Annotated in this window: 25 protein-coding genes and 1 tRNA gene; 6 read left to right on the top strand and 20 right to left on the bottom strand. The window is 69.3% G+C overall.

What is annotated here, in order from left to right:
- Positions 1–34: 34 nt before the first annotated feature.
- From DT073_RS11170 to DT073_RS11180, 3 genes are read right to left on the bottom strand one after another with little or no spacing between them, the layout of a single operon-like run.
- Positions 35–1,141, bottom strand: coding sequence for a branched-chain amino acid aminotransferase (locus DT073_RS11170; RefSeq protein ID WP_124293457.1), 1,107 nt, complete (start codon positions 1,139–1,141; stop codon positions 35–37).
- A 38-nt stretch (positions 1,142–1,179) separates the two neighbouring features.
- Positions 1,180–2,232 carry a 3-isopropylmalate dehydrogenase gene (locus DT073_RS11175; RefSeq protein ID WP_124293458.1) on the bottom strand — a complete coding sequence of 351 codons (1,053 nt, stop codon included), beginning with the start codon at positions 2,230–2,232 and terminating at the stop codon, positions 1,180–1,182.
- Positions 2,233–2,275: 43 nt separating this feature from the next.
- A complete protein-coding gene (locus DT073_RS11180) occupies positions 2,276–3,811 on the bottom strand; it encodes an MFS transporter (protein WP_124294481.1) in 1,536 nt (511 codons plus the stop codon).
- 66 nt (positions 3,812–3,877) lie between these two features.
- On the opposite strand from DT073_RS11180, the gene DT073_RS11185 reads away from it, so the two are divergent.
- The gene (locus tag DT073_RS11185) at positions 3,878–4,423 is read left to right on the top strand and encodes a TetR/AcrR family transcriptional regulator (RefSeq protein ID WP_124293459.1); all 546 of its coding nucleotides are present in this window, start codon (positions 3,878–3,880) and stop codon (positions 4,421–4,423) included.
- A 10-nt stretch (positions 4,424–4,433) separates the two neighbouring features.
- Here DT073_RS11185 and serA read toward each other — a convergent pair whose 3' ends face one another.
- The 9 genes from serA to DT073_RS11230 all read right to left on the bottom strand — a co-directional run bounded on the left by serA (position 4,434) and on the right by DT073_RS11230 (position 14,628).
- Positions 4,434–6,038: a phosphoglycerate dehydrogenase gene (serA, locus tag DT073_RS11190; protein WP_124293460.1), complete on the bottom strand. Its 1,605-nt coding sequence runs from the start codon at positions 6,036–6,038 to the stop codon at positions 4,434–4,436.
- 130 nt (positions 6,039–6,168) lie between these two features.
- Complete coding sequence (locus tag DT073_RS11195; RefSeq protein WP_124293461.1) at positions 6,169–6,516, bottom strand: bacitracin resistance protein; 348 nt, start codon at positions 6,514–6,516, stop codon at positions 6,169–6,171.
- Positions 6,513–7,097: a DNA polymerase III subunit gamma/tau gene (locus DT073_RS11200; RefSeq protein WP_124293462.1), complete on the bottom strand. Its 585-nt coding sequence runs from the start codon at positions 7,095–7,097 to the stop codon at positions 6,513–6,515. Before DT073_RS11200 ends, DT073_RS11195 begins: the two co-directional genes overlap by 4 nt.
- Positions 7,098–7,207: 110 nt before the next feature.
- On the bottom strand, positions 7,208–8,236 hold the full coding sequence (gene ilvC, locus DT073_RS11205; protein ID WP_124293463.1) for a ketol-acid reductoisomerase: 1,029 nt from the start codon (positions 8,234–8,236) through the stop codon (positions 7,208–7,210).
- A gap of 91 nt (positions 8,237–8,327) precedes the next feature.
- On the bottom strand, positions 8,328–8,837 hold the full coding sequence (gene ilvN / locus DT073_RS11210) for an acetolactate synthase small subunit (protein WP_124293464.1): 510 nt from the start codon (positions 8,835–8,837) through the stop codon (positions 8,328–8,330).
- A 1-nt stretch (position 8,838) separates the two neighbouring features.
- Entirely contained in the window at positions 8,839–10,647 is a 1,809-nt protein-coding gene (locus DT073_RS11215) for an acetolactate synthase large subunit (RefSeq protein ID WP_124293465.1), read from the bottom strand.
- A gap of 46 nt (positions 10,648–10,693) precedes the next feature.
- Positions 10,694–12,412, bottom strand: coding sequence for a dihydroxy-acid dehydratase (gene ilvD / locus DT073_RS11220; protein WP_205782930.1), 1,719 nt, complete (start codon positions 12,410–12,412; stop codon positions 10,694–10,696).
- Between the two features lie 9 nt (positions 12,413–12,421).
- A complete protein-coding gene (otsB, locus tag DT073_RS11225; RefSeq protein WP_124293466.1) occupies positions 12,422–13,222 on the bottom strand; it encodes a trehalose-phosphatase in 801 nt (266 codons plus the stop codon).
- The gene (locus DT073_RS11230; RefSeq protein WP_124293467.1) at positions 13,219–14,628 is read right to left on the bottom strand and encodes an alpha,alpha-trehalose-phosphate synthase (UDP-forming); all 1,410 of its coding nucleotides are present in this window, start codon (positions 14,626–14,628) and stop codon (positions 13,219–13,221) included. The genes otsB and DT073_RS11230 overlap by 4 nt, the downstream gene beginning before the upstream one ends.
- Positions 14,629–14,753: 125 nt before the next feature.
- On the opposite strand from DT073_RS11230, the gene DT073_RS11235 reads away from it, so the two are divergent.
- Positions 14,754–15,014, top strand: a complete 261-nt coding sequence (locus DT073_RS11235) for a hypothetical protein (RefSeq protein ID WP_124293468.1) — start codon at positions 14,754–14,756, stop codon at positions 15,012–15,014.
- Positions 15,015–15,036: 22 nt separating this feature from the next.
- On the opposite strand, the gene DT073_RS11240 is transcribed toward DT073_RS11235, so the two are convergent.
- The 3 genes from DT073_RS11240 to DT073_RS11250 are packed head-to-tail and all read right to left on the bottom strand — an operon-like array spanning position 15,037 to position 17,658.
- Complete coding sequence (locus tag DT073_RS11240; protein ID WP_124293469.1) at positions 15,037–16,221, bottom strand: acetyl-CoA C-acetyltransferase; 1,185 nt, start codon at positions 16,219–16,221, stop codon at positions 15,037–15,039.
- A complete protein-coding gene (locus DT073_RS11245) occupies positions 16,218–16,871 on the bottom strand; it encodes a CoA transferase subunit B (protein WP_205782931.1) in 654 nt (217 codons plus the stop codon). The genes DT073_RS11240 and DT073_RS11245 overlap by 4 nt, the downstream gene beginning before the upstream one ends.
- Position 16,872: 1 nt before the next feature.
- The gene (locus tag DT073_RS11250; RefSeq protein ID WP_124293470.1) at positions 16,873–17,658 is read right to left on the bottom strand and encodes a CoA transferase subunit A; all 786 of its coding nucleotides are present in this window, start codon (positions 17,656–17,658) and stop codon (positions 16,873–16,875) included.
- A 109-nt stretch (positions 17,659–17,767) separates the two neighbouring features.
- Between DT073_RS11250 and DT073_RS11255 the strand changes: the two genes are divergently transcribed.
- On the top strand, positions 17,768–18,559 hold the full coding sequence (locus tag DT073_RS11255; RefSeq protein ID WP_124293471.1) for an IclR family transcriptional regulator: 792 nt from the start codon (positions 17,768–17,770) through the stop codon (positions 18,557–18,559).
- Positions 18,560–18,791: 232 nt separating this feature from the next.
- Here the strand turns inward: DT073_RS11255 and DT073_RS11260 are convergent, their stop codons facing one another.
- From DT073_RS11260 to DT073_RS11270, 3 genes are all read right to left on the bottom strand, one after another.
- Positions 18,792–19,766 (bottom strand): alpha/beta hydrolase, encoded by a 975-nt coding sequence (locus tag DT073_RS11260; RefSeq protein ID WP_276310431.1) that lies wholly within the window; start codon positions 19,764–19,766, stop codon positions 18,792–18,794.
- A complete protein-coding gene (locus DT073_RS11265; protein ID WP_124293473.1) occupies positions 19,691–20,443 on the bottom strand; it encodes a 3-hydroxybutyrate dehydrogenase in 753 nt (250 codons plus the stop codon). The genes DT073_RS11260 and DT073_RS11265 overlap by 76 nt, the downstream gene beginning before the upstream one ends.
- A gap of 111 nt (positions 20,444–20,554) precedes the next feature.
- Positions 20,555–20,630, bottom strand: a tRNA-Lys gene (locus DT073_RS11270).
- Between the two features lie 104 nt (positions 20,631–20,734).
- Between DT073_RS11270 and DT073_RS11275 the strand changes: the two genes are divergently transcribed.
- The 3 genes from DT073_RS11275 to DT073_RS11285 are packed head-to-tail and all read left to right on the top strand — an operon-like array spanning position 20,735 to position 22,901.
- Positions 20,735–21,580 (top strand): inositol monophosphatase family protein, encoded by an 846-nt coding sequence (locus DT073_RS11275; RefSeq protein WP_124293474.1) that lies wholly within the window; start codon positions 20,735–20,737, stop codon positions 21,578–21,580.
- Positions 21,577–22,152 carry a hypothetical protein gene (locus tag DT073_RS11280; protein WP_124293475.1) on the top strand — a complete coding sequence of 192 codons (576 nt, stop codon included), beginning with the start codon at positions 21,577–21,579 and terminating at the stop codon, positions 22,150–22,152. Before DT073_RS11275 ends, DT073_RS11280 begins: the two co-directional genes overlap by 4 nt.
- Positions 22,149–22,901, top strand: coding sequence for an acetolactate decarboxylase (locus tag DT073_RS11285; RefSeq protein WP_124293476.1), 753 nt, complete (start codon positions 22,149–22,151; stop codon positions 22,899–22,901). The genes DT073_RS11280 and DT073_RS11285 overlap by 4 nt, the downstream gene beginning before the upstream one ends.
- Here the strand turns inward: DT073_RS11285 and DT073_RS11290 are convergent.
- Both DT073_RS11290 and DT073_RS11295 read right to left on the bottom strand, forming a co-directional pair.
- The gene (locus DT073_RS11290) at positions 22,892–23,173 is read right to left on the bottom strand and encodes a hypothetical protein (RefSeq protein ID WP_164478181.1); all 282 of its coding nucleotides are present in this window, start codon (positions 23,171–23,173) and stop codon (positions 22,892–22,894) included. The genes DT073_RS11285 and DT073_RS11290 overlap by 10 nt on opposite strands.
- A gap of 48 nt (positions 23,174–23,221) precedes the next feature.
- On the bottom strand, positions 23,222–23,983 hold the full coding sequence (locus DT073_RS11295; RefSeq protein WP_124293478.1) for a DUF429 domain-containing protein: 762 nt from the start codon (positions 23,981–23,983) through the stop codon (positions 23,222–23,224).
- Between the last annotated feature and the right edge of the window lie 33 nt (positions 23,984–24,016).

Consider the following 24,016-nt stretch of genomic DNA (forward strand, 5'->3'; position numbering starts at 1 on the left):
GCTCAGCCTAGCGATCACCTCCGCCGCCGGACGGTCAGCCGTCGAGCCGCAGCAGCCACCCGTGGCGGTCTTCGCGCCGCCCGTACTGGATGTCGGTGAGTTCTTCGCGGAGCGACAGCGCGAGTTCGCCCACGGGTTGCTCGTCGAGGAAGCCCTTGCCCTTCAGCACCCCGATCGGTGTGACCACGGCCGCGGTGCCGCACGCGAAGACCTCGACGATGTCGCCGGAGGCGACACCCTCGCGCCATTCGTCGATCGAGACCGCGCGCCCCTCGACGTGGTGACCGCGGTCGATGGCGAGCTGCAGGATCGAGTCGCGCGTGATCCCTTCGAGGATCGACTCCGACTGCGGGGTGACGATCCGCCCGTCCTTGAAGACGAAGATGATGTTCATCCCGCCGAGTTCCTCGACGTTGCGGTGCTCGTCGAGGAACACCACCTGGTCGCACTCGTTCTCGTAGGCCTCGGATTGCGGCAGCAGACTCGCGGCATAGTTGCCCCCGGTCTTGGCAGCACCGGTGCCGCCCTTGCCCGCTCGCGAGTAGTCCTCGCTCAGCCAGATCGACACCGGCTGCACGCCGCCTTTGAAATAGGCGCCTGCGGGGCTGGCGATGACGTAGTAGTTGACCTTGTGGGCGGGCCGCACGCCCAGGAACGCCTCCTTGGCGAACATGAACGGCCGGAGGTACAGGCTCTGGTCGGCACCGCCGGGCACCCATGCGCCGTCCACGGCGATGATCTCGCGCAGCGACTGGATGAAGTAGCTCACCGGGAGCTCGGGGAGGGCGAGCCGCCGCGCCGAGCGCTGCAGGCGCCGGCCGTTCTGGTCGGGACGGAAGGTGTGGATCGAACCGTCGGCGTGCCGATAGGCCTTGATCCCCTCGAAGATCTCCTGGCCGTAGTGGAGGACGGCGGCGGCGGGGTCCATCGCGATCGGACCGTACGGCTGCACCCGGGGCCGGTGCCACCCGCCGCCCACCGACCAGCAGATGTCGACCATGTGATCGGTGAAGTGGGTGCCGAAGCCGGGGCTGGCCAGGATCGCGTCGCGCTCGGCCGGCGTCTTCGCCGCGAGATTCTTGGTGACGGCGAACTGCAGAGGAGCGAGGCCGGTATCGGGATCTGAGTCGATGAGCGTCATGCGAGCATCCTGAGGTGTGTGGCGCGGAAGTGTCCAGGTTACGCCTGGAGGCGTGCGACGATGTCGTCGCCGATCTGCGAGGTCGTTCGCGGGGCGCCGCTGCGAGCGGCGATGTCCTCCTCGACCGCGAGGGTGACGCGATCGGCCTGAGTGCCGAGACCCAGGTGGTCCAGCATCAGTGCGACCGAGAGGATCGCCGCCGTCGGATCGGCCTTCTGCTGCCCGGCGATGTCGGGAGCCGACCCATGGACGGGTTCGAACATCGACGGGAACGCCCCCGCGGGGTTGATGTTCCCGGAGGCGGCGAGGCCGATGCCACCGGTGACGGCGCCGGCCAGGTCGGTCAGGATGTCGCCGAAGAGGTTGTCGGTGACGATGACGTCGAAACGACCGGGGTTCGTGACCAGGAAGATGGTGGCCGCGTCGACGTGGAGGTAGTCTACGGCGACATCCGGATGCTCCGCCGCAACCTCGCGCACGATGCGCTGCCAGATCGCCCCGGCGTGGACGAGCACGTTGGTCTTGTGCACCCAGGTCAGCCGGCGCGAGCGGCGCTCGGCGAGGTCGAAGGCATACCGGACGACGCGCTCCACGCCGAAGGCGGTGTTGACGGATGTCTCATTGGCGACCTCCTGAGGCGTACCCCGACGAATCGCACCGCCGTTGCCGACGTAGGGGCCTTCGGTGCCCTCGCGCACCACGACGAAGTCGATGTCGCCGGGTTCTGCCAGCGGTGTCACCGAGCCGGGATACGTCTTGGACGGCCGGAGGTTCACATAGTGGTCGAGCTCGAAGCGGAGCTTCAGCAGCAGGCCCCGCTCGATGTTGGCGTCCTTCAGTCGCGGGTCGCCCGGCACTCCGCCGACGGCGCCGAGCAGGATGGCGTCGTGCCCCGCGATCGCGGCGAGATCGTCATCGGTGAGGGTGTCACCGGTGTCGAGGTAGCGCCCGGCACCGAGCGAGAACCGGGTCCTGTCGAAGGTGACGCCACCTCCCGCCGTCACGGCGTCGAGCACCTTCTCGGCCTCGGCCACGACCTCCGGGCCGATTCCGTCTCCGGGGATGACGGCCAGCTTCACCACACGCGACATCGCACTCCTGTTCATCGGACGCCTCGTCCGACGAACACGACGGTCACGAGGCGCGGGATCCCTTCAGAGTAGTGGCCGCAACGGCCGCGGCGAGGACGACCAGTCCTGCCCCGATGAGCGCGGTGACGCTCACCCCGGCGGAGAACGCCTGCGCCGCTGCCGCCTGCACGGCCTGCCCGGCGACCCCTCCGAGATCCGCCGCCGCCTCCACCGCCCCGGCGAGGGTCTCCTGAGCCTCCGCGGCCACGGCGGCCGGGACGTCCTCGGGAAGTACCAGGTTCGATCGATAGAGCGCGGTCAGAAGACCCCCGAGCACCGTGGTCCCCAACACGGCACCGAGCTCGTACGCCGTCTCGGACACCGCGCTGGCCGCGCCGGCCTTGGCGGGCGGCGCGCTGGCGAGGATCAGCTCGTTGGAGACGGTCTCGGCCGCGCCGATGCCCATCCCGAGCGCGACGAACGCGCCGATGAGGAGCCCGGGACCGGTGTCGTCCCCCGCCGCGGCGATGAGGAGGTATCCGAGCACCGAGAACGCCAGGGCCACCGGTACGACGATGCGGGGGGCGATCCGCTTGGCGATCGGCACCACCGTCAATCCCGCCGCGATCATCGCGGCAAGCCCCGGAACGAGCGCCAGGCCCGATTCCAGTGGTGTGAGCCCGAGGACGAGCTGAAGGTGCTGCGCGACGAAGAAGAGGAAGCCGACGAGCCCCACCACACTGAGGAGATTCACCACGAGCGCGCCGCTGAAGGTTCCCACGCGGAACAGACGCATATCCAGCATCGGGTTGCGCACCCGCAACTGGCGGCGCACGAACAGGACGCCGAATCCCAGCCCCGCCAGGATCAGCAACGGGGCGGGCCCTGCCACCCCGTACACCGCGAGTTCCTTGATGCCGTAGACGACGGGGACCATCGTCGCCAACGAGAGCGCGATGCTGATGGGATCGATGCGTCCCGGGTTCGGATCCCGACTCTCGGGGACCAGGAGCGGAGCGAGGATCAGGAGCGGGATGAGGACGGGCACGGCCATGAGGAACACCGATCCCCAGGAGAAGTGCTCGAGGAGGATGCCGCCGACGATCGGTCCCAGCGCAGAACCCGCCGAGAACATCGAGGCCCATACCGCGATCGCGAAGCGACGCTGATCGCGATCGGTGAAGATGCTGCGCAGCAGCGAGAGGGTCGACGGCATCAGCATCGCGCCGAAGACGCCCATCCCGGCACGGGCGGCGATCAGCCATTCGGCGCTCGGCGCGAAGGCGGCGAGGGCCGACACCGTCGCGAAGCCGGTCGCGCCGAGCAGCAGCATCCGTCTCCGACCGAATCGGTCGCCGAGGGTCCCCATCGTGACCAACAGGCCCGCGAGGACCAGGGGGTACGCGTCGATGATCCACAGCTGCTGCGTGCTCGAGGGGGCGAGGTCGGCGGAGATCGCGGGCAACGCGAAGCTCAGCACCGTGTTGTCGACCGAGACCAACAGCACCGGGAGCATGAGGACGACCAGGGCCGCCCAGCCACGCCATCCCACCCGACGGCCTGCGGCGTCGGCGAGTTCGATCTCCTGTGTGAGTGTCATCATTTCTATACCGTCCGGTCGGTATAGTATCAGAACCCACTCCGTCACGTCGATACGATCGAGGCCATGAGCAGACCGCCCCTCGCCCGCGAGAAGGTCCTCGATGCGTTCGAGGCGCTGCTCATCGATGAGGGCGAACGGGGGTCGACCCTCGACGCGACCGCCCGGGCCGCAGGGGTCTCCAAGGGTGGACTGCTCTATCACTACGCCTCGAAGGAGAGCCTCGAGCAGGCGCTGCTCGAGCGGCTCCACGCACTCGTCGATGCCGACGTGGCGGCGACCGCCGCAGCGCCGGAGGGGCCGATCGCCTACTTCCTGCGCACGTCTGTGATGAACGACGACGCGCTGGATCGCGCTCTGCTCGCGGTGGCGCGCCTCGCTCAGGGCGGGAACGCCGCGGCCAGCGAGGCGCTGCGCGACGTTCGCGCGAAGTGGGCCGACGTGCTGCGCCCGCACACCCGTGACGCCGCGGCGCTGGACCTGGTCATGCTCGTCAGCGACGGTCTCTACTTCAACAACGCCCTGGGCGGCGGGAACGTCCCCGGGCCGACGCCGCGCGGTAGCGCAATGGATGCCCTCGTGGGGCTCGTGGAGCGCGCCGCGGGCACCTGACCCGCTCCGGTCAGGACTCGGTGATGTCGATCTGCCGGAAGAGGTCGGCTCCGGTCGCGCGTCTCATCTCGTCGAGGATCTCGTCGGGCACCGGCGAGTCGACGGTGAGCACGCTCAGCGCGCGCCCCGTGCCGTCGGGCTGCGCGACCTGCAGGGCCTCGATGTTGATGTCGGCGTCGCCGAGGTACTTGCCGTAGATCGCCACGATGCCGGGGCGGTCGGCGTAGCGCATGACGACGTGGTGCCGTGCGATGGCGACCTCGATGTCGTACCCGTTGATGCCCACGACCTTCGGAACCATCCGCGTGCCCGCCAGCGTCCCGGCCACCGTGAGCACCGTGCCGTCGGAGAGGGTGCCACGCAGGACCGTGATGTTCCGGTAAAGAGGGCTCTCGGCCTCGACGATGAGGCGGGCCTCGATGCCGCGCTGTTCGGCGAAGAGCGGCGCGTTGACGTACGAGACGTTCTCGCTGACGATGTTCGTGAAGATGCCCTTCAAGGCAGCAAGGCGATACACGCTGACGTCGTAGGCGGCGAGCTCGCCGCGCACCTCGATGTCGAGGCTGGTCAGAGCGCCGTGCGCGAGGGCGGTGAAGAACTGGCCGAGCTGCTCGACGAGCGCGATGCCGGGCCGAACGAACGGGTCGATGACTCCCCCGGCCACGTTGACCGCGTCGGGAACGAGGTCGCCCTCGAGAGCGAGCTTGACCGAGCGCGCCACCGAGACGCCCGCCTTCTCCTGCGCCTCCTCGGTGCTCGCCCCGAGATGCGGGGTGCCGACGACGCCGGGCAAGGACACCAGGCGCGCGGCGACCGAGTCGGCCGCGGGCGGCTCGGTGGTGAAGACATCCAGGCCTGCGCCGGCGATCACGCCGTTCGTGAGGGCGGTGTACAGGGCGTCTTCGTCGATGAGGCCGCCGCGGGCGACGTTCACCACGTAGGCAGAGGGCTTCATCAGCGCCAGCTGGTCGGCACCGATCATCCCCGTGGTCTCCGGGGTCTTGGGCATGTGGACGGTGATCGCGTCGCTCTGGCGCAGCACGTCGTCGAACGGCAGCAGTTCGACCCCGAGCTGCTGCGCACGCGCGGGCGTGACGTAGGGGTCGTAACCGACGACGCGCACACCGAAAGCGCGGAGGCGTTCGGCGACGAGCGCACCGATGCGGCCCAGACCGAAGATGCCGACGGTCTTCTCGAACAGCTCCACGCCGGTGAAGGCGCTGCGCTTCCACTGTCCGTCGGCGAGCGACGCGTGTGCGGCGGGGATGTGACGGGCCAGACTCAGGATGTGACCCACGGTCAACTCGGCGGCGGAGATCACATTGGAGGTCGGCGCGTTCACGACCATGACTCCCCGCGCGGTCGCGGCCTTGATGTCGACGTTGTCGAGTCCGACACCCGCGCGGGCGACCACCTTGAGGTCGGGAGCGGCGGCCAGCGCCTCGGCGTCGATGCGCGTGGCGGATCGGACGAGCACGGCGCGCGCGTCGGCGAGTGCGGCCAGGAGCGCGGGACGATCGGTGCCGTCGACGTGGCGGACGTCGAAATCGGGCCCGAGGGCGTCGATCGTGGCGGGCGAGAGCTGTTCGGCGATCAGGACGACGGGCTTCGACACAGGGGCAGACCTTCGGTGCGGGCGCGAGCGGCGACGAGCGGCTGAGGGATGTCCCGCCGCACAGGGGGCGGGCAGCTGTCAGCCTATCGCGCGGGCTCGGGGGCCTCCGACCGTATGACGTCGGAGGACGTCACCCCAGAAGCTGGGCCCCGTACGTGTAGGCGTAGGCCAGGACGTTGACCCACAGCACGGCGACGACGGCCAGGCCGACCAGCAGAACGAGGGCGAACTCGCCGAGCGGTCGTCGGTAGCCCACCGCGAATGCCACCCCGAAGGCCACGATCGGGAAGACGATGGTGAACCCGAGCACGGCCCAGCCGAGCGCGTTCAGACCGAGCGGACCCGATGCCTGCGCGACGAGGAGGGTCACGGCGTTCCAGACCACGTAGGCGTAGAACAGCCCGAAGGCACCGCTGACGGCGACGGTGACCCAGACGGGCCGCCGTCGGGCGGGGGTGGCGGTGGAGGCGGTGGTCATGATCCGAAGGCTCCCACGACGATGAACGGCCAGGGGATGAGCAGGATGACACCGGCTGCCAGGAGCACCCAGCGCAGCCACGACGCGGAGCGGCGCGTGAGCGTGTAGACCGCGGTGAACCACAGCGCGGGAGCGGCGACCGCGAGCCCGACCGCGGCGGCGTTGCCCGTGGTCCACACCGGCGGCGCGACACCGTCGCCCGAGACGAGGAAGGAGGCGATCCCGTGGACGCGGAGTCCGCCGATCAGCCACCCGAGGGAGAACAGCAGGTAGATGCCGCCGAGGATCCCCAGCGCGATCAGCGAGGCGTTGCCCATCCCCGCCGACGCGTCGCGCTCGGTGGCGATGTCAGCCGACGTCGTCTCGACATCTCTGTCGCTGTCGGTGTCGGGTTCCCGCGTCGGCGCGGCCGTCGCACGCGCCTCCTCCGCCGTTCCCGGGAGCTCTGCACTGCCCTTCCCCACCGCGCGGTAGCCCGGCGGCAGCGTGGGGAGGGAGCCCCTCCCCACGGGGGGCGGGTCGACCGGGGCAGGGTCGTCGTCGCCTTCCCAGCGGAAGGCGTCCTCGTCGCGCGACGTCACGGTTTCAGGCTACCGGGCCGGAGGTCTCCGCCATGCGACCGCGCCGCGCGAGACGCCACACCGGCGGATTGCGACGTGCGCAATCCGCCGGTGTCGTGGTCGGTCCGGCGTCAGCGCGCCGCGCTGCCCTCGGTGTAGTCGGCGTCGGTCTGCTTCCACGCGAACAGCGAGCGCAGCCCCCGGCCGACCTCCTCGATCGGATGCTGAGCCGCCTTCTCGCGGAGAGCGAGGAATTCCTGGCCGCCGTTGTCCTGGTCGTCGATGAAGCGCTTCGCGAAGGCTCCGGACTGGATGTCGGCGAGGACGCCCTGCATGTTCTCCTTCACGTGCGGGTCGATCACGCGGGGGCCGGAGACGTAGTCGCCGTACTCGGCGGTGTCCGACACCGACCAGCGCTGCTTGGCGATGCCGCCCTCCCACATCAGGTCGACGATCAGCTTCAGCTCGTGAAGCACCTCGAAGTACGCGATCTCGGGCTGGTATCCGGCCTCGCTGAGGGTCTCGAACCCGTACTGGATCAGCTGCGACACCCCACCGCAGAGCACCGCCTGCTCGCCGAAGAGGTCGGTCTCGGTCTCTTCGGTGAAGGTGGTCTTGATCACGCCGGCACGGGTGCCGCCGATCGCCTTGGCGTACGACTTCGCCACGTCCCACGCCTGACCGGACGCATCGTTCTCCACGGCGATGATGTCGGGGATGCCACGACCGGCGACGAACTCACGGCGCACCGTGTGTCCGGGCGCCTTGGGCGCCACGAGGATCACGTCGACGCCCTCGGGCGCCTGGATGTAGCCGAAGCGGATGTTGAACCCGTGGGCGAAGGCAAGGGTCTTGCCGGGGGTCAGCTTGTCCTTGATGTGGTCGGTGAAGATCCCGCGCTGGTGCTGGTCGGGCGCGAGGATCATGATGAGGTCGGCCCACTCCGCCGCATCCGCGACGTTCTTGACCTCGAAGCCCTCCTCCTGTGCCTTCTCGGTCGACTTCGACCCGTCCTTCAGCGCGATGACGACCTCGACGCCCGAGTCGCGGAGGTTCAGCGCGTGGGCGTGCCCCTGCGAGCCGTAGCCGACGATCGCGACCTTCTTGCCCTGGATGAGCGAGAGGTCGGCGTCGTCGTCGTAGAAGATCTCAGCTGTCATGACGGTCTTTCTCCTTGATGTGATTCCGGTCGTTGCGTTTCGTCTCGCTTCGCTCGCTCAACGACCGGGAGCGGCTTGCGAAAAAAGGGGTTCAGCCGCGGAGGACGCGCTCGGTGATGCTCTTCCCGCCGCGCCCGATGGCGAGCAGTCCCGACTGCGCGAGCTCTTTGATGCCGAACGGCTCGACCGCGCGCAGGAACGCCTCGATCTTGCCCTTGTCGCCGGTGATCTCGACCACCACCGCATCGGGGGCGTAGTCGACCACCGAGGCGCGGAAGAGGTTCACCACCTCGAGCACGTTGGACCGGTTGGCGTTGTCGGCACGAACCTTGACGAGCATGTGCTCCCGCTGGACGGATGCCGTGGCATCCAACTCGACGATCTTGATGACGTTCACCAGCTTGTTCAGCTGCTTCGTCACCTGCTCGAGCGGAAGTTCGTCGACGTCGACCACGACGGTGATGCGAGAGAGGCCGGGGACCTCGGTCACACCCACGGCGAGGGATTCGATGTTGAACCCGCGACGGGCGAACAGCCCCGCGACGCGGGTGAGGAGACCGGGCTTGTCCTCCACCAGGAGGCTCAACACGTGGCTCGACATGTCACATCTCCCGCTCGAAGGCCGGCGAGTGGTCGCGGGCGTACTGGATGTAGCTGTTGCTGACGCCCTGCGGCACCATCGGCCACACCATCGCGTCCGCGCTCACGACGAAGTCGATGACGACCGGACGGTCGTTGGTCTCCAGCGCCGTCTGGATGGCGGCGTCGACGTCCTCAGCCCGCTCCACGCGGATCGCGAGGCACCCGTAGGCCTCGGCGAGCTTGACGAAATCGGGGATGCGGATGGTGTCGTGCCCGGTGTTCAGGTCGGTGTGCGAGTAGCGGCCGTCGTAGAACAGCGTCTGCCACTGGCGGACCATGCCGAGAGAGGAGTTGTTGATGATCGCGACCTTGATCGGGATCTTGTTGATGGCGCAGGTGGCGAGCTCCTGATTGGTCATCTGGAAGCATCCGTCACCGTCGATCGCCCAGACCACGCGGTCGGGCTCGGCGACCTTCGCGCCCATCGCCGCCGGCACCGAGTAGCCCATCGTGCCCGCCCCGCCGGAGTTCAGCCAGGCGTTCGGACGCTCGTACTTGATGAACTGCGCGGCCCACATCTGGTGCTGACCCACGCCCGCGGCGTAGATGCCCTCCGGTCCGGTCAGTTCCCCGATGCGCTGGATGACGTACTGCGGGGCCAGGAGCCCGTCGGTCGTCGGGGCGTACCCCAGCGGGAACTCGTCGCGCAGTCCGTCGAGGAACGACCACCACTGGGCGATGTCGGGGGCCGCATCGGCGCTCGCCGCGCGGAAGGCCGCCTCGAGATCGGGCAGCACCTCCTTCAGGTCGCCCACGATCGGCACGTCGGCGGCCCGGATCTTGCCGATCTCGGCGGGGTCGATGTCGACGTGCACCACCTGGGCATCGGGCGCGAAGAGCGCGGCCTTGCCCGTGACGCGGTCATCGAAGCGCGAGCCGAGAGCGATGAGGAGGTCGGAGTCCTGCAGGGCCAGAACCGCCGGGACCGTCCCGTGCATGCCGGGCATACCGAGGTGCTGGGGGTGGGAGTCGGGGAAGGCGCCGCGGGCCATGAGCGTCGTCACGACCGGCGCGCCGGTGGCCTCGGCCAGCGACCGCAACTCGTCTGCGGCGCGGGCGCGGATCACGCCACCACCGACGTAGAGCACGGGCTTCTTGGCCTGCGCGATCAGCTGCGCCGCGGCCTGGATCTGCTTTCCGTGCGCCCTGGTGACCGGTCGGTAGCCCGGGAGGTCGATCTTCGGCGGCCACTGGAAAGGAGCTTCGGCCTGCTGGGCGTCCTTGGTGATGTCGACCAGCACCGGGCCCGGTCGACCCGTCGCGGCGATCTCGAACGCCGCCGCGATGGCACCCGGGATGTCCTCGGCGCGCTTGACCAGGAAGGAATGTTTGGTGATCGGCATCGTGATGCCGACGATGTCGGCCTCCTGGAACGCGTCGGTCCCCATCAGATTGGAGAAGACCTGCCCGGTGATGGCGACCACGGGCACCGAGTCCATGTAGGCGTCGGCGATGGCGGTGACGAGGTTCGTCGCGCCGGGACCCGACGTCGCGATGGCGACGCCGACCCGTCCGGACGCCGAGGCGTAGCCTTCGGCCGCATGGCCGGCCCCCTGTTCGTGACGCACGAGGATGTGACGGATCTCGGAGGTGTCCATCAGCGGGTCGTAGACGGGGAGGATCGCGCCCCCGGGCAGACCGAAGACGTCGGTGACGCCGAGCAGTTCGAGGGAGCGGACGACCGCCTGCGCGCCCGTGAGCACGGGCGCGGACGGGGCCGCGGTGCGAGCGGGAGGCCGGGGAATGGCCGTGGCGGATTCGGCGGGCATGGTGAGGGTCCTCACAGATGGGTGGAACGGATGCGGGAAAGCGGGCCTAACCGGTGACCGCGCCCTCCGCTGCGGAGCGCACGAGTCGCGAGTACTTGGCCAGAACGCCACGGGTATAGCGCGGGGGAAGGGGCTCCCAGCCCTCGCGGCGGGAGCTCAGCTCTGCGTCATCGACGAGTAGGTCGAGAGTGCGAGCCGCGATATCGACCCGTATCAGATCACCATCGCGCACGAAGGCGATGGGACCTGCGTCCACCGCTTCGGGTGCTATGTGGCCGATGCACAGGCCGGTTGTGCCGCCGGAGAATCGACCGTCCGTCAAGAGTAGTACATCTTTTCCGAGGCCTGCGCCCTTGATGGCCGCGGTGATGGCGAGCATCTCCCGCATTCCGGGGCCACCCTTCGGCCCCTCGTAGCGGATGACGACAACGTCGCCGGCGGAGATCTGCCCCGCCTCCAGGGCGTCCATCGCGGCGCGCTCGCGTTCGAAGACCCGCGCAGGCCCCTCGAACACGGCGGCGTCGAAACCGGCGGTCTTGACCACGGCACCCTGCGGGGCGAACGAACCATGGAGGATCGTGATGCCGCCGGTGGCGTGGATCGGGTCATCGAAGCGGTGGATGACATCGCCGTCGACGGGGTCGGGATCGAGGTCGCGGAGGTTCTCGGCGAGGGTCTTCCCGGTGACGGTCAGGGCGTCGCCGTGAAGGAGGCCCTCATCGAGCATCGCCTTCATGACGACCGGGATGCCGCCATGGCGGTCGACGTCGTTCATCACGTACTTCCCGAAAGGCTTCATGTCCGCCACGTGAGGGACCTTGTCGCCGATGCGATTGAAGTCGTGCAGGTTCAACTCGATCTCGGCCTCGTTGGCGATGGCGAGGAGGTGCAGCACGACGTTCGTGGATCCGCCGAGCGCCATGGCCAGGGCGATGGCGTTCTCGAAGGCCTCCTTGGTGAGGATGTCGCGCGTGGTGATTCCCTGCTTCAGGAGGTTCACCACGGCCTCGCCCGAGCGACGGGCGAAGTAGTCGCGGCGACGATCCGCCGAGGGCGGCGCGGCCGACCCCGGCAGGCTGAGCCCCAGCGCCTCGGCCACCGAGGCCATGGTGTTGGCGGTGTACATCCCGCCACACGCTCCCTCGCCCGGGGCGAAGGCGCACTCGATGCGCTTGAGGTCGGCCTCCGACATCCGCCCCGCCAGGCACGCGCCCACGCCCTCGAAGGAGTCGATGATGGTGATCTCCTTCTCGGTGCCGTCCGAGAGTTTGACCCATCCGGGTGCGATCGAACCGGCGTAGAGGAAGACGCTGGACAGGTCGAGGCGGGCGGAGGCCATCAGCATGCCGGGGATGGACTTGTCGCACCCGGCGAGCAGCACCGAGCCGTCGAGCCGCTCGGCCATCATGACGGTCTCCACCGAGTCGGCGATCACCTCACGCGAGACCAGCGAGAAGTGCATGCCCTCGTGACCCATCGAGATTCCATCGGAGACGGAGATGGTCCCGAACTGCAAGGGGTATCCACCGCCGGCGTGAACGCCTTCCTTCGCCCCCTGCGCGAGGCGGTCGAGGCTGAGGTTGCAGGGAGTGATCTCGTTCCAGCTCGAGGCGATGCCGATCTGGGGCTTGTCCCAGTCCTCATCGCCCATCCCGACACCGCGGAGCATGCCGCGCGACGTGGTGGCCTCGATCCCATCGGTGACGACGCGACTGCGGGGCTTGATGTCGATGGCGGACGGGTCGGGGATGTCGGAGCGCACCATGATCGCAGTCTATTCCCGTCGTGAGACCCGCCGTTCCGCGAGACCGCGCAGGGCCTGGGCCAGTGCGGCGATGTCGGGCACGCTGATCGTCGCAGCCGTCTCGCCGGTACCGACGTGGACGCCCAGATCGTCGTCTCCGAGGCTCCGCAGCGCGTCTTCGTCGGTGACGTCGTCACCCGCGAAGAGCACGGCGGTCGCTCCGATCCGCTCGCGGAGAGCGGCGACGGCGGTGTCCTTCCCCTCATGCCGGAAGGCGTACTCGACGATGTTGTGCCCGGTGCGGCGACGCCAGTGCGGAGCCTCGTGCACGACCATGTCGTCGATGGCCTCGCGCGCGCGGTCGGCGTCGTCGGGGGCCGCGAGTCTGCTGTGGACGGCGAAGCCGAACGTCTTGGGCTCGACCCACACGCCGTCGAAGACGGCGGTGATCGCCTCGGCCTCGGCACGGAGCCGGTCGCGGAGCGCCTTGTCGTCGGCGTCGTCGGGGGTCGGCGCGGCGCCGCCGTCCGGGCTCCAGAACTCGGCGCCGTGGGACCCCGCGAGCAGGATCGGCGAGTCGTCCTCGTGCTCGCCGATTACCCGAAGATCGTGCAGGCTCCGGCCGGATACGAAGGCGACGACCGTCTCAGGGGCGGCGACGAGCGCGTCAACGGCCGCGCGCGCGTCATCCGTCATCCGCGCGTCCATCGGCTCGTCCAGCAGGGGCGCCAGCGTGCCGTCGAAGTCGAGTGCGACGAGGAGCCGCGGCGTGGCTGCGAGGCGGTCGAGCTCGTCGCCGATCCGGGAGTGGTGGGCGTGCGGTGCCGTCATCGGTCGGCCCGCCGGTGCGCGACGTCCGCGAGGGCGTCGAGGAACTCGCGAGACCAATCCTCGACGTCGTGCTCCAGCACGCGCTTGCGCAGTGCCCGCATCCGCCGGCCCTGGTCGGCGCCGGGCATCTCGATCGCGCGGACGATGGCGTCCTTGAGACCGTCGATGTCGTGAGGATTGATCCGGATGGCGCTGCCGAGCTCGTCGGCCGCGCCGGCGAACTCGCTGAGCACGAGCACGCCGCGGTTGTCGACGCGACTGGCGACGTACTCCTTGGCCACGAGGTTCATCCCGTCACGAAGGGCGGTCACGAGCATCACGTCGGATGCGAGATAGAGCGCGACCATCTCTTCCCGGGGATAGGACTGGTGCAGGTACCGGATCGCGGTGTGGTCCATGGTGTCGTGATCCCCGTTGATCCGCCCCACGGTGAGCTCGATCTCGTCGCGCAGCTGAACGTAGGCTTCCACCCTCTCGCGGCTGGGGCTGGCGACCTGGACGAGGGTCACGTCCTCGACGCTCACCCGTCCGTCCTGGAGCAGTTCGCCGAACGCCTTCAGCCGGTGACGGATGCCCTTGGTGTAGTCGAGCCGGTCGACGCCGAGGAGGATCTTCTTGGGGTTTCCCAGGCTCTCGCGGATCTCGGCCGCTCTCGCCTGGATGTCAGGGCGACGGGCCATCTCGATGTAGGAGTCCGCGTCGATCGAGATGGGGAACGCGCGGGCCAGCGCGATGCGCTCTCCCCCATCAGGCAGCGGGACGGTGATGCCGCTCGCCTTGGTGTCCAAACGCAGCTGGCGGCGCACCGCGCGGGCGAAGTTGCCGGCGTCCTGCACCCGCTGGAACCCGATGACATCGGCGCCGAGCAGTCCCTCGAGCACCTGGCGACGCCACGGAAGCTGCGCGAACAGACCGTAGGCGGGGAAGGGGATGTGGTGGAAGTAGCCGATCGTGAGGTCGGGGCGCTTCTCACGGAGAAGCTGCGGAACGAGCTGGAGCTGGTAGTCCTGCACCCACACGGTCGCGTTCTGGGCAGCCACCTCCGCCGCGGCGTCGGCGAACCGCTCGTTGACCGAGACGTACGCGTCCCACCAGACCCGCCGATAGCGCGGAGCACTGATGACGTCGTGGTAGAGCGGCCAGATCGTGTCGTTCGAGAACCCCTCGTAGTAGTTCTCGACCTCGTCGGCGTCCAGGCGGACCGGGTGGAGGTGCGTGCCGTCGAAGTCGAACGGCTCGACGTCGAGTCCGGGTTTGCCGGCCCATCCGACCCAGGCGCCGTGCGTGCGGCGCATGACCGGCTCGAGCGCGGTGACGAGGCCGCCCGGCGACCGGCGCCACCCCCCGTCGGGGTCTCGATCGACCGGAAGTCTGTTCGCGACGACGACGAGCGGGGCTTCAGACACACGGACTCCTCACGAGGCGGACGGCTTGTCCCCAGGCTATCGGTCGGCGTCTTCGGGCGCCGTGGGAGCGGTGGGGGTTGTGTCAAGGCCGGGACTGTGGCTAGCGGTCGCGATAGCGTGGCGCCATGCGCTCCTACCTCTTCGGTTCCGGCATCATCAGCGCCATCACCGGCGGCCTGGCACTCCTCCGCGGGCTCCGCAACGGTGAATCCTTCACGTGGCGCATGGCCCTCGCATGGCTCAGCTGGGGTATCAGTCTCGCGCTGGCGATCGGAACGATCGTCGACACGCGGCGCGCGGCGCGCGGGAAGAACATCGATCTGGACTCCCCGGTGAGCGGGCGCGAGGACAAGCTCATGAAGAAGCGCGCGCGTCGCGGACGCTGATCACCGGAAAGTCGCCGGGATCTCAGCGCGTGAGGATCAGGGCATCCCCCTGGCCACCGCCACCGCACAGCCCGACAGCGGCGGTGCCGCTCCCCCGGCGGACCAGCTCGTGCACCGCGTGGACGACGAGCCGGTTGCCCGAGGCGCCGATCGGGTGACCGATGGCGATGCCGCCGCCATGGGGGTTGATCACCTCATCGTCCAAGCCAAGCTCCTGCTGCGACCGCACCACGACGGCAGCGAACGCCTCGTTGATCTCGACCAGGTCGAGCTCGGCGGGCTCGATCCCCTGCCGGCGGCACGCCTGCGCGATCGCACGCGACGGCTGCGAGTGCAGCGAGTTGTCGGGGCCGGCGACCTGTCCTGCCGCGCCGACCACCGCCAGCACGGGCCATCCGTTCTCGTCGGCGTGCGATCGCGAGGTGAGGACGACCGCGGAGGCGCCGTCGGAGATCTGCGAGGAATTGCCCGCGGTGATCGTGCCGTCCTTCGCGAAAGCGGGACGCAGGCCGGCGAGGGTCTCGACGGTGGTGTCGGACCTGATCCCTTCGTCCGCCGCCACCACGATGGGCGCGCCCCGGCGCTGCGGCACCTCGACGGGCACGATCTCCGCGTCGAAGATCCCCTCACGCTGGGCCGCCGACGCGCGCTGATGAGACCGGGCCGCGACGGCGTCCTGTGCCTCGCGGGTGATCCCCAGCGCACCGTTGTGTCGCTCGGTGGAGGCGCCCATGCTCTCCGCGTCATACGCATCGGTCAGCCCGTCGTACGCCATGTGGTCGAGCACCTCGATCGACCCGTAGCTGTAGCCGTCGCGGGAGTTCATCAGCAGATGCGGGGCGCGTGTCATCGACTCCATTCCCGCGGCGACCACGACGCGCGCGTCACCCAGGCGGATCATGCGCGCGGCATCGATCACGGCCGTGAGGCCCGACAGGCACACCTTGTTGACGCTGCTCGCGTGAACCTGCCAGGCGATCCCCGCCCCGATGGCCGCCTGTCGCGCGGGATTCTGGCCCGCTCCTGCGGCGAGCACCTGGCCCACCAGCACCGCGTCGACGGCATCGGCGGCGATCCCTCCCCGCGCGAGCGCACCGGCGATCGCCGCGCTGCCGAGCTGCACCGCGGTGAGCGGTGCGAGTTGGCCCTTCAGCCGGCCCTGCGCGGTGCGGGCTGCGGCGACGATGACGACGTCTTCGTGGTTCATGCGTGCTCCTCGAGGTTCTTCGTAACGATGAGCGGCGGCTCGGTCTTGGACCGCACCTCGTCCACGCTGACACCCGGGGCGAGCTCGGCGAGCACAAGCCCCTGGGACGTGACGTCGATCACCGCGAGATCGGTGATGATGCGATCCACAACTCCGCGCCCGGTCAACGGCAGCGTGCATTCGAGCACGATCTTGGGTGATCCGTCCTTGGCCACGTGCTCCATGAGGACGATCACCTTGGCTGCGCCATGGACGAGGTCCATGGCGCCTCCCGGGCCCTTCACCATCTTGCCGGGGATCATCCAGTTCGCCAGATCCCCGTGCCGAGAGACCTGCATCGCCCCCAGGATCGCGGCGTCGATCTTGCCGCCGCGGATCATCCCGAAACTGGTCGCGGAATCGAAGAACGCCGATCCGGGAAGAACGGTGACCGTCTCTTTGCCGGCGTTGATCAGGTCGGGATCGACGTCCGCATCGGCCGGATAGGGTCCCACGCCCAGAATCCCGTTCTCGGACTGCAGGACGACCTTCACCCCCGCCGGCAGGTGGTTGGGAACAAGGGTCGGCAGACCTATTCCGAGATTGACGTACGCGCCGTCGCGCAGCTCCCGAGCCGCGCGCGTCGCCATCTGGACCCTCGTCAGTGCCATGTCAGCGCCCCTCCTTCGCATCCGATGCCGCGACCGTGCGCTTCTCGATGCGTTTCTCGACCCCGGTGCCGACCTCGATGATGCGATGAACGAAGATCCCTGGGAGATGGATCTGATCGGGGTCGAGCTCCCCCGGCTCGACGAGCTCTTCGACCTGCGCGATGCAGACCCTGCCGGCCATCGCGGCGAGAGGATTGAAGTTGCGCGCGGACTTGTTGAACACCAGGTTGCCCGCGCGGTCTCCCCGACGCGCGTGCACCAGGGCGAAGTCGGTGACGATGGCCTCTTCCAGCACGAACTCGCGAGGAGAGCCGTGCACGTCGAAGACCCGGACATCCTTCGGCGCCGAGGCCACGGCGATCGATCCGTCCGGGTGATAGCGGCGGGGCAGACCGCCCTCGGCCACCTGCGTCCCCACCCCGGTCTGGGTGAAGAAGGCCGCGATTCCCGAGCCGCCCGCTCGCAGCTTCTCTGCGAGCGTTCCCTGCGGGGTGAGCTCGAGCTCGAGCTCGCCGGAGAGGAATTGACGCTCGAACTCCTTGTTCTCCCCCACGTACGACGAGGTCATCTTGCGGATGCGGCGGGCCTGGAGGAGCACCCCGAGCCCCCAGTCGTCGACACCGCAGTTGTTGCTCACGACGCTGAGATCCGTCGTTCCCTGCGCGAGGATCGCTTCGATCAGGGCGATGGGGTTGCCCGAGAGGCCGAATCCGCCCACGGCGAGGCTCGCGCCATCGGGGATGTCGGCCACCGCAGCAGCTGCGGAAGCGAAGGTCTTGTCGATCACGCGCACTCCCCGGGGTTCGTCGGTCGGGTCCCTCCATCCTCGCCGCGAGAAGATCGCAGGACCACCCGGTGCTTGCGATGTGGATGATCCGGCGCGTACCGTCCACATCATGGACAGCGCCGATCGTCAAAGCGTTCCCGGCACCCAGGCGATCGGGCGCGCAGCCCGCCTGCTGCGGATCGTCACCGCCGCTGGGGGCGAAGGGGCCTCGATGAGGGACCTCGCCGCGCGCGCCGGCCTGACCCGGCCGACCGCGCATCGCATCCTCCAGGCGCTGCGGCACGAGGGACTGGTGGACTTCGACGAACGCCTCGGCAGATGGCTTCCCGGTCCGGAGCTCTACCTCATGGGAACGGTTGCCGCTGCTCGTTACGACATCACCGATCTCGCACGGGACATCGTGCGTTCCCTGGCTGTCCGCACCGAGGAGAGTGCCTTCCTGTCCGTGCGACGCGGGGACGAGACGGTGTGTCTGCTCCGCGAGGAGGGGAGCTTCCCCATTCGTTCCTTCGTGCTGTCCGAGGGGGTGCGCTTCCCGTTGGGAGTCGCATCGGCGGGCCTGGCCATCCTGTCGTTCCTTCCCAACCACGATGTGGACGCCTATCTCGAGCGCCATCCGGATCTCGCCGATCACTGGGGGGCGTCCCACGCACCGGCGCGGCTTCGCGCGCGCATCCGCGAGACGCAGGCGCGCGGGTACGCGGTCAACCCGGGACTCATCGTGGAAGGGAGCTGGGGACTCGGCGCCGCCGTCTTCGCCCGCGACGGCCATCCGCAGTGGGCGCTGAGCCTGACCGGCGTGCAGTTCCGATTCTCGGCCGACCGGCTCGCCGACCTCGGCAAGACTCTCCTCGCCCACGCCCACCAACTCACCGCGCGCATCGCCGCAACAGGGCGATGAGCGCTGCGCCGGCTGCGCATCGCAGACACCCGAGGCCTCGACCAGCAGGACGGCGTCGCCTGTCACAGACGGGGTCATCGACGGCGAACTGCGAGAGGTCCTCTCCCTCATCGCGGAGCGACTCGGCACCGCACCGGCGGTGGCCGCCGCGAAGGACGTCAGCGGCCGGCTCGTCACGGACCTCGCCGCGATCCTCGATCGGATCGCGCCCGCGCTGGTCGGCGCCTGCCCGTCACGCGGCTTGCAGCGCGCCGACGACCTCGTCGGCCACGACGGCACCACCCTCGGGGGTCAGCAGGATCGAGTAGTGGTTGAAGCCCGCGACGCGCCGGTGGGAGATGGCAGGTCGTTCTCGGACGACCGCCGAAAGATGGTCGGGCGCGTAGAGCCCCGGCTCCTCGTCTCGCAGGCCTCGCGGAACAGTGAGCAGCCTGGTCGGGTGCCCGAGCGCGTCCACGGCGGCGCGCAGAGCCGATCCCGTCGTGAGATCGAGGGTGTCCTCGATCGTGACGGCCTCGCTCGTCGCGGGTCGCAGCGCGCCGTCACCGGCGTCGAGGAGGTCGTAGCGGAAGTAGTCCTCGAGCTCCGGCGTCCACGGCGGCGGAAAGGCCGGGTGCACGCGCCAGAAGCGCAGGTAGTCGGCCTCGTCGTCGAACCTCATGCGGAGTCGCGCGGCCGTGGGTCCGAGGATCGCGGCGACGGTCTCCTCTGGCGAGAGCCCCACGGGCGCCTGCAGGGGCAGGCCGCCGTCGACGAGCAGCAGCCGATCGAGGAGATCCGGATGCCGGTGGGCCAGCACCACCGAGACAAAGCCGCCCATCGAGTGACCGACGACGACGGGCACCCGTCCCGAGGTCTCGGCGAGGACGAGGGCGAGATCGTCGGCGTGGCGGGCCATGCCGGCGGGGCGGGCTGCGGTGCTGCGGCCGCGGCCGCGCAGGTCGGGCGCGATGATCCGGACCCCGGGCAGCCTCTCGACGGTGTGCGCCCACACGCGGTGGGACGACGTCACACCGTGGACCGCCAGAATCTCTCCGCGCACAGGTCCGGTCGGTTCCCACACCCCGACACGGAGGGCACCCCCGGGAACGGGGACATCGCGAGTGCGATAGCGGTGGAAACGATGCGCGTTCATCGCGCGGTCCAGCCGCCGTCCATCGTGTAGGAGGCCCCCGTGACCATGCCTGCGCTGTCGCCGACCAGCCATCCCACGAGGGAGGCGACCTCCTCGGGCTCGATGAGGCGCTTGACCGCCGTCTCGGTGAGCATGATCTTCTCGATCACCTCGTCTTCGCCGATGCCGTGGAGCCGAGCCTGGTCGGCGATCTGTCGCTCGACCAGGGGCGTTCGAACGTAGGCGGGACTGACGCAGTTGCTCGTCACGCCGGAGCGGGCGCCCTCGAGCGCCGTGACCTTCGACAGGCCCTCGAGTCCGTGCTTGGCCGTGACGTAGGCCGACTTGAATGCGCTCGCACGCAGGCCGTGGACGCTGGAGATGTTGATGATGCGCCCCCATCCCCGCCGGGACATCCCGGGCAGTGCCGCCCGGATGAGCAGGAAGGGACACTCGACCATGAGCCGCTGGATGTGCCGGAAGTCCTCCGGCAGGAAATCGACGATCGGGTTGACCCGCTGCATCCCGACGTTGTTGACCAGGATGTCGACATCCAGCCGGACGTCCTCCAGGGCAGCGGTGTCGGCCAGGTCGACCACCCATGGCTCGGCTCCCAGCTCCTCAGCCACCGCCTCGGTCTGGTAGACGTGGTGATCGGCGACGATGACATGTGCGCCGCGGCGGCGGAACTCTTTCACGCAGGCCAGCCCGATGCCGCTTGCGCCGCCTGTGACGACGGCGCGCTTTCCGTGCAGGTCGCTGTCTGTCATCCCGGCTCCTTCGCTCGCCGGCGCCGGCTCGAGCGGCACCCGACCTCAGCGTAGGACGTCGACGGGGAGGGACACACGAAACGCCCCGGCGAACCAGGGCGTTTGGTGAGGTGGTGCGCCCCCAGGGACTTGAACCCTGAACCCACTGATTAAGAGTCAGTTGCTCTGCCGATTGAGCTAGAGGCGCGAATCCGGTCGCAGCGATACAGGCCCGCGAACCGAGGGTCAACATTACCATCACGATGTCGCCACGGTGAAATCCGACCGCGCGCGCCACCTATCCTTGAGAGTGTGACCCTGCCGCCTGCGGATAGCGTTTTCGACACCCCTCACGACGGGGACCTCACCGAGGATCTCGCCCTCGCCCTGCGCCTGGCCGACGTCGCCGATGCGGTGTCGATGTCTCGCTTCGACGCCGCCGATCTCGACGTGCGCACGAAAGCCGACGCCAGTCACGTCACCGAAGCCGACCTCGCCACCGAACAGGCCATCCGCGGGGTCCTCGCGGAGGAACGGCCGGACGACGACGTGTTCGGCGAAGAATTCGGCTCCTCGGGCACCGGTGTCCGACGCTGGGTCATCGACCCGATCGACGGCACCGCGAACTACCTCCGGGGCGTGCCGATGTGGTCGACGCTCATCGCGCTGACGGTCGACGGCGTGCCGCGCGTCGGCGTCGTCAGTCAGCCCGCGATCGCCCGGCGCTGGTGGGCGGCCAGCGGTCTCGGCGCCTGGACGAACGCCGCCGACGGCAGTCCGCGGCGCCTCGCCGCGTCATCCGTCGACTCCCTGACCGAAGCGAGCGTGAGCTTCCAGAGCATCGGCCAGTGGCGGGAGGCCGGTCAGCTGGCGGCCCTCGAGAGACTGACCGCGGCAGTGTGGCGCGATCGCGGCTACGGCGATGCCTGGCCGTACATGCTGCTGGCGGAGGGCCGCTTGGAATTCGTCGCCGAGTTCGGCGTGCAGGAGTACGACATCGCCGCGCTCGTGCCCATCGTCCACGAAGCCGGCGGGCGGTTCACTGATTTCACCGGCGCGGAAACGCTGACCGCCGGGTCGTCGCTGGCCACGAACGGCTCGCTTCACCAGACCTTCCTCGACCTGCTGCACTCCCCCACCCCGGAGATCGATCGATGACCTCTGCCCTTCGCCGCCTCTTCGCCGGCGGCGCGCTCACCGTCGCGCTGTTCGCTCTCACTGCGTGTGCGGCGGAGACCGGGGACGCCCAGCCCTCGCCGCCGCCGTCGCCGGTGGCTTCCTCGCCCACGGCTGAACCCTCGACGCCGCCCACCGAAGAACCCGCGCCGGTCACCGACCCGACGTGCGAGACGATCATCCCCGAGACCACGGTCGCCGATTACGACAGCGTGGGCTGGAGCGCCCAGGCCTCGCCGTTCACCATCACCGGTGAGGAGATCCCGGGCGGCATCGAATGCGTCTGGGCGAATTTCGACGGTCCGGCCAGCGACCAGCTCCACATCTACGGCTGGGCTCCGATCGATGAGGCGACGGCCGACGAGGCGCGGGCGCGCCTTCAGGCGGAGGGATGGACGGTCGAAGACGATCCGGAGGGGGTGTACGTCACCGAGCCGGCCGAAACGGCGGTGGCCACCGATGAGAACGGATACGGCATCACCTACTACTTCCAGGCGGGAACGGTGAAGATCGCCGACACCAAGCAGAGCATCCTCCTGATCGAATGGGGATGAAGACGCCCGGGCGGATCTCTGCCGGCGCCGTGACGCAGTTCGCGGTGCTCGACGCGCTTCTGGCCGGCGCGTACGCGTCCGGGATGCCGGTCGCGGATGCGCTCCGACACGGCGACTTCGGGATCGGATGCTGCGATCGCCTGGGGGGCGAGGTGGTCATCGTCGACGGGATGGCGTACGCATGCACGGTCGACGGACCACCCCATCGCATGACCGGCGAGGATGTCCTTCCCTTCGCCGACGTGTGTGCCGAGCCCTCCGTGACCCCCGTGCCCACCGGTCCTGCGGACCTCGCGATCCTCACCTCGCTCGTGGAGGCCTCGACGGTGAGCCGCAATCTCTTCCACTCCGTCCGCGTCGACGGCGAGTTCGGGACGATCCGGGTTCGGGCGACACGGCGCGAGCACTTCCCGCTCCGCCCTCTCGCGGAGGTCGCTGACGAGCAGGTCGAAACCGTGCTGACGGACGTCGAGGGGACGCTGGTCGGCTTCTGGGCCCCGTCGATCTATCAGGGGATCGCCGTCGCAGGGCTGCACGTTCACTTCCTCGCAGCCGATCGCCACGCCGGAGGCCACGTTCTGGACCTCACGCTCAGCGAGGGCGCCCTCACGGTCGGCGCCTTCGCGCGATTCAACCTCGTTCTGCCCACGGATCCGGGCTTCCTCGCATCGGAGCTCACTCACGACGAGGACCATCGGATCGTCGCGGTCGAGGGAGGCGCCGCTCGCTCTTCGAGTCGTCAGCGGTAGGGATTGGCGGAGCCGGACACGGCCTTCCCGTCCGCTGTGTCGGCCCGGCCAGCGGCGAAGCCGCGATCCCAGGCGTCACCTCGCTCCTCGAGATCGCGCGAAAGGGCGTCCAGCCTGAGCACACGCTGCGCGAAACGCACCCACTCCCCCCACGTCGCCTCGCACAGCGCACCCTCGGCGGGCGTCATCGTCAGCCGCCAGCGCTCCGGCGCTTCCGCCGGAGCGAACTGCAGCGGGCCGACACGAGTGGGTTCTCGGCGGGGATCGGGCACGGCATCCTCCTCGGGTGGGAACCCTTCGAGCATGCCGCACCGCCCGGGTCAATCGCCGTGTGCCCGGGGCGCGTCGACCAGCTCCGCCAGCGCTCTTTCAGGAAGGGCGATCCACCCTTCGACGCGCGCGAGGTGCGCCGCGTCGGGGGGAGCGGGAATCGTGGCGCCGATCGCGTGCGCACGGGCGTTGAGTGCTGCCACGACGGCGTCGAAGGCGTCGGCCGACCGCAGCATGTCGGCTTCGATCGCGGTCGGGATGCGCAGCCACGGCGCGGCGGCGGTCAGCGTCGAGACCGCCTCACGCCGCGCGGCGGGGTCGACCTTGTACGCCGGGACGGCGATCCCCCACAGGCGCAGCGCGGCGGCGGGATAGACCTCGACCAGGACGCCCGCTCCCGACCGATCGACGGACACGCCCGCCGCGCTGAACAGCGCGGTGAGCTCCGCGCAGCGCATCGCGGTCAGCCCGAGCCGATCGGTGGCGACGCTGAGCGGCCACCGCCCCGTTCGCTCGCGCACGACGCGGTCGGTATGCCGATAGGCGAGACGGCGTCGCCATTCCAGACCCGAGTCTGTGCCGGACGGCGGCTCCCCCCGCGCGTGCTGCGAGACGAACTCGACGAAGTCGACCGGCCATCCCAGGGCGCAATCGATACCGACCGACGCCGCGCCGCGCGCACCGGAGACGATGTCGCGGTCGCCGATCCCGACGACGAGCGCGGTCACGTCGGCGGTCGGGCCACGCCAGTCGATCACGGCCATCGCGGTGCCCTGGGGGGAGGCTGCGAGGTCGACTCCGACGGTCTGCACACGCCCACGCTACCGACCGAGTTCGTCCCCTTC

Origin of the sequence: Microbacterium sp. ABRD28, assembly GCF_003850245.1 — a bacterium.
Classification (GTDB): domain Bacteria; phylum Actinomycetota; class Actinomycetes; order Actinomycetales; family Microbacteriaceae; genus Microbacterium.

Bases quoted from the DNA above. Each gene is read 5' to 3' on its own strand.
- DT073_RS11170 (WP_124293457.1), bottom strand. From the start codon at position 1,141: ATGACGCTCATCGACTCAGATCCCGATACCGGCCTCGCTCCTCTGCAG.
- DT073_RS11175 (WP_124293458.1), bottom strand. From the start codon at position 2,232: ATGTCGCGTGTGGTGAAGCTGGCCGTCATCCCCGGAGACGGAATCGGC.
- DT073_RS11180 (WP_124294481.1), bottom strand. From the start codon at position 3,811: ATGACACTCACACAGGAGATCGAACTCGCCGACGCCGCAGGCCGTCGG.
- DT073_RS11185 (WP_124293459.1), top strand. From the start codon at position 3,878: ATGAGCAGACCGCCCCTCGCCCGCGAGAAGGTCCTCGATGCGTTCGAG.
- DT073_RS11195 (WP_124293461.1), bottom strand. From the start codon at position 6,516: ATGACCACCGCCTCCACCGCCACCCCCGCCCGACGGCGGCCCGTCTGG.
- ilvC (WP_124293463.1), bottom strand. From the start codon at position 8,236: ATGACAGCTGAGATCTTCTACGACGACGACGCCGACCTCTCGCTCATC.
- ilvN (WP_124293464.1), bottom strand. From the start codon at position 8,837: ATGTCGAGCCACGTGTTGAGCCTCCTGGTGGAGGACAAGCCCGGTCTC.
- DT073_RS11215 (WP_124293465.1), bottom strand. From the start codon at position 10,647: ATGCCCGCCGAATCCGCCACGGCCATTCCCCGGCCTCCCGCTCGCACC.
- ilvD (WP_205782930.1), bottom strand. From the start codon at position 12,412: ATGGTGCGCTCCGACATCCCCGACCCGTCCGCCATCGACATCAAGCCC.
- otsB (WP_124293466.1), bottom strand. From the start codon at position 13,222: ATGACGGCACCGCACGCCCACCACTCCCGGATCGGCGACGAGCTCGAC.
- DT073_RS11235 (WP_124293468.1), top strand. From the start codon at position 14,754: ATGCGCTCCTACCTCTTCGGTTCCGGCATCATCAGCGCCATCACCGGC.
- DT073_RS11240 (WP_124293469.1), bottom strand. From the start codon at position 16,221: ATGAACCACGAAGACGTCGTCATCGTCGCCGCAGCCCGCACCGCGCAG.
- DT073_RS11245 (WP_205782931.1), bottom strand. From the start codon at position 16,871: ATGGCACTGACGAGGGTCCAGATGGCGACGCGCGCGGCTCGGGAGCTG.
- DT073_RS11255 (WP_124293471.1), top strand. From the start codon at position 17,768: ATGGACAGCGCCGATCGTCAAAGCGTTCCCGGCACCCAGGCGATCGGG.
- DT073_RS11260 (WP_276310431.1), bottom strand. From the start codon at position 19,766: ATGGCTGGTCGGCGACAGCGCAGGCATGGTCACGGGGGCCTCCTACAC.
- DT073_RS11265 (WP_124293473.1), bottom strand. From the start codon at position 20,443: ATGACAGACAGCGACCTGCACGGAAAGCGCGCCGTCGTCACAGGCGGC.
- DT073_RS11280 (WP_124293475.1), top strand. From the start codon at position 21,577: ATGACCTCTGCCCTTCGCCGCCTCTTCGCCGGCGGCGCGCTCACCGTC.
- DT073_RS11285 (WP_124293476.1), top strand. From the start codon at position 22,149: ATGAAGACGCCCGGGCGGATCTCTGCCGGCGCCGTGACGCAGTTCGCG.